Here is a 4096-nt window from a genome sequence, read left to right as displayed (position 1 = left end):
ACCGGGGTTGGAGGGGGAAAGGGTAACGGGTTTGGAGAGGGGGTGAAAAAAATATGGGGGTAGGGGAGGGTGGTTTTTTAAACAATTTGGGCTTGCCTGCGGCAAAGTATTTTTTGAACCACCTTAGGAACTGAAGGGACTTGAGGACACTGAAGGTGGGGGGCAAAGCGGCGGTTTTTTAGCACAAAGGGGAAGGGGAGAGGGCACTGAGGGCACAAAGTGAGGCGGGGACGGGGCGCTTCGCGCGCGGGCAGCTTCGCTGCTTTTTTGAACCATCTAAGGCATCTTAGGGTGGGTTGGTCTGGGGTGGGGAGGGCGACTTTTACCTTTTGTGCTTAGACTAAAATTTGAGAAGAATTGTAGAATTGATGTTGAGAGTGTTCAAAAAAGTGTGTCAAAAGATTTTTATTGGGTGTATATTTGTCTGTATTTAACCCTCAAGAACCATGGCTCGCGCAGACCTCCTTTTAAAGTTAGTCAAATCAGGAGCATCCGGAGACAAACAACTGTTTCGGAAAGCTGTGCACTCTGTAATTGCCGAAGAGCGGTTAAAGCAGCACCATGTGCTTGCCCAGCAACTTGAAGAAGAGCTCAATAAAATTCCATTGAATCCAGGATTAGCCACTATGAATGGGTTCAACCAGCTCAATGGGCTAAAAGATCAAACTATTGGTAATTTATTGGATGAGCGACATCCAATCCGTGGTCTTAGTGATCTATATCTGGATAATGAAGTCAAAGAACAAATCAATGAATTTTGCCAGGAGCAGTTCCGGGCTGATGTGTTGCGTTCATACAATCTAGAACCGCGTAATCGAATATTGTTAACGGGAGAGCCCGGCAATGGCAAAACGTCATTGGCCGAAGCTGTTGCTACAACTTTAATGATTCCCTTCATTGTGGTACGCTATGACGGCATTATTGGTAGTTACTTAGGAGAAACCGCATCAAGACTACGAAAGCTGTTTGACTATGTTTCCAACCGAGCCTGTGTAGTGTTTTTTGACGAATTTGATGCTTTGGGCAAAGAACGTGGAGATGTACAAGAGACCGGTGAGATCAAGCGAGTGGTCAGCTCATTGCTTGTGCAAATTGATCAATTACCCAGCCATGTTATAGCCATTGCAGCGACCAATCATCCTGAACTATTGGACCGTGCTGTTTGGAGGCGTTTTCAACTCCAGTTGAATTTAGAACGCCCAAACTCCGCGATGATTGAAGCATATCTAGCACAACATCTACAAGAATTTAAAACAGGGGCATTAGTCAAAAACAACCAACTCAGCGGCAAGTTGGCAGGAGCCAGCTTTTCAGCACTTGAAGCTTTTGTGCTTGATTTACGAAGAAAATATGTATTGGCATTACCTGATCCTGATGTAAAAAAAATCATACAACAATCTATAAAACAGTTAAATGTAAAAAAATAAAACATGAATAACAAACCCCTACTTATCTTTCCGAGAGCCACTTTCAATGACCGAACAAAACCAGGGGGGAAAGCGCCTGCTTACCATTTTCCATCTAAGGAGGAGCAGGCAACACGGCTTAATGACAAAATCAGTGAACTAAGTCGGGTGCTACAAAATCGGACTGCTCAACTTCGCCAAAGTATCGAAGGTCTTTTTCCTGAAATGATTTTAGTGTTAGAGATTAGAGGACGTTTGGATGAATTCTTTAAAGCAGTACGTGCAACACCAGGGATGGAGTTTTTGGCCGAATTTCAGTCAGAGTTTTCAGATCCTGATGCTTTTTTTTATAACACTGAAAAACCAACGGCTTCTCTCGAAACAAGGGTATTTTTGGCAATGACCAATAATAAAGCTATCCAGGAGCTTCAGTACTATTGGAAAAAGTATTTAGCAGGAGATCATTTTAAAACTGGAACAACACCATTTAGAACATTATTCCAACAGTTAAAAGACATTCGGCCTTACAGTGTTCAGGATCGCCTAAAAGACACCGGATTGGTTCAATATTTGGATGATCAGCGAGCGATGGAAAGAGAACACATACACTTTGAAGTAGAATTAGCCTTTCGCGACAACATCGTACACAATGAGCGATCATTTAATGCGGTTAAAAAGCACATTGAGTTGGCGGGAGGTGAAGTTTTGATTGAGTCTCGTACAATAATTCAGGCAATCCAATATCATGGTTTCATTGCCAATGCTCCTATTCAGTGTTTTGATGATTTGAGTGAATCCACTGATGTTAGTTTTCTTCAAGCGGAACAAGTAATGTTTTTCAGGCCAGTTGGGCAAGTGATTTTAGAACACGACGAAACCGAAATCGATACAAAAGAAACAGCTCTTCAAATAGATAATAGTGTTGCACCAACCAAGCAACATCTACTTAGTACAGTCGCATTATTGGATGGCTACCCACTTGCCAACCATAAAAGATTGCAAGGTAGAGTAGTAATTGATGACCCTGATCTGTTTGGCGAAAATTACCCATCACATTTACGTGTACACGGCACAGGGATGGCATCCTTAATTTTACATGGAGACCTTGATGATGCCAACAGTGAACAGTTGAGCACTCCTTTGTACGTCAGGCCAATCTTAAAAGCAGAGCGCAACAGTGAAAAACTTCCACAAGATAAGTTATTCGTTGATCTAATGCATCGAGCTATTATTAGGATCAAATACGGAGAAGGAGAACAAAAACCAATTGCTCCAAATGTTATCATTGTCAACCTATCAATAGGCGACCCTTTTCGTCCTTTTCACTTCAACGCAAGCACCTGGGCCAAAATTGTCGACTGGTTATCAATCAAATACAACCTATTGTTTGTCATCAGTGCAGGTAACGCCCCTGAAGACCTAAAAATTGACCTACCCCATACTGAATGGAAAAAGCTGGACCTTTCGGAAAAACAAAAGCTAGTCATCCAAGCTCTTAATCAAGGAAACTTCAAGCGAAAAATCTTGTCCCCAAGTGAAGCCATCAATGCCATTTGCGTTGGAGCAGCTAATGATGATGCCTCTCCCGGGAACGCTTACCCTGAATATAGAGCTGACATTCTGGAGAGCAATTTTTTGTTCAATGCAGCCAGTAGGATTGGTCCTGGGTTAGGTAAAAGTATCAAGCCAGATATTTTGGCCCCGGGAGGTAGAATGATGTTCAGATTGAATACCCTACACTCTAACCCAAATGAAACTATACTAAGGTATGAATTTTCCAATCCAAGTAATCCAAATCCACCAGGAAATAGAGTAGCTACGCCCGGCTCAGAAGGAAATTTAGAAACAGAAGTATACACAAAAGGAACAAGCAACGCAGCAGCACTAGTTAGTGGGCTGGGCGGGCAACTTATTGAAGTGCTCAAAGGTATTCGACAAGGTGATCAAAAAATTGAGGCCTCTTATTTAGCGGTACTAACAAAAGCATTGATTGTACATGGAGCGAACTGGATGGAAGCAGGAGAAATCCTAAAACATATTTTAAAAGATAGTGGCGGGTTACCCGCAAAAGTTAATCCATACATTTTGTCTTACCTTGGCTACGGAAAAATAGACGGATCAAGGGTGCTAAGTTGTACCGATAACCGTGTGACATTGATCGGTTATGGTTCCATCAAAAAAGACCAAGGTCGAGTATATCGTTTCCCTTTGCCCAATATCCTGTCTGGTAGCGTTTTGAAAAAAAAATTGATCATCACTTTAGCCTGGATTTCTCCCCTCAATTTTAATTCAGGCAAATATCGGCAAGCAGCCCTATATGTAGATAATATCAGTAATAAATCGGAACTTTCATCTTTGTCGCGATCGATGTATGATTATGATGCAAGTAAGCGAGGTACCGTGCAACACGATATTTTAGAGGGGGAGAAAGCCGATGCCTATATTGAGGGTACTGACTTAGTGCTGCAAGTCAATTGTAGAGAGCATGCAAGCGGACTTGATCATCACGTTAAATATGGGCTGGCAGTAACTCTGGAAGTAGAAGAAGGGTATCCGTCCGGGCAAGTGCACTACCCCTTCCACTGATCTGGGAGTAATTCATTAATCTGATTAATGGAGTGCTCAGGGATACGTCCCAAGACATCATTTAGATAAGCCATGGGGTTGATATTGTGCTGAGCACAACAAGC

General features: G+C 42.5%; 3 protein-coding genes. 2 read left to right on the top strand and 1 reads right to left on the bottom strand.

From position 1 onward, the window contains the following. The first annotated feature begins 446 nt into the window (after nt 1-446). Both ACEW9O_RS25905 and ACEW9O_RS25900 read left to right on the top strand, forming a co-directional pair. Entirely contained in the window at nt 447-1427 is a 981-nt protein-coding gene (locus ACEW9O_RS25905) for an AAA family ATPase (protein WP_373553130.1), read from the top strand. A gap of 3 nt (nt 1428-1430) precedes the next feature. Continuing rightward, on the top strand, nt 1431-3992 hold the full coding sequence (locus tag ACEW9O_RS25900; protein WP_373553129.1) for a S8 family peptidase: 2562 nt from the start codon (nt 1431-1433) through the stop codon (nt 3990-3992). Here ACEW9O_RS25900 and ACEW9O_RS25895 read toward each other — a convergent pair. Then, on the bottom strand, nt 3977-4096 hold a 120-nt coding region (locus tag ACEW9O_RS25895), incomplete at its 5' end, for a transposase domain-containing protein (RefSeq protein WP_373553128.1). The genes ACEW9O_RS25900 and ACEW9O_RS25895 overlap by 16 nt on opposite strands.

Source organism: Haliscomenobacter sp. (assembly GCF_041740695.1).
Lineage (GTDB): Bacteria > Bacteroidota > Bacteroidia > Chitinophagales > Saprospiraceae > Haliscomenobacter.
This window is presented reverse-complemented; position numbering and strand designations above follow the sequence as displayed.

What these genes read in the sequence shown, in the direction of transcription:
- ACEW9O_RS25905 (WP_373553130.1), top strand. Translation starts at nt 447, where the DNA reads ATGGCTCGCGCAGACCTCCTTTTAAAGTTAGTCAAATCAGGAGCATCC.
- ACEW9O_RS25900 (WP_373553129.1), top strand. Translation starts at nt 1,431, where the DNA reads ATGAATAACAAACCCCTACTTATCTTTCCGAGAGCCACTTTCAATGAC.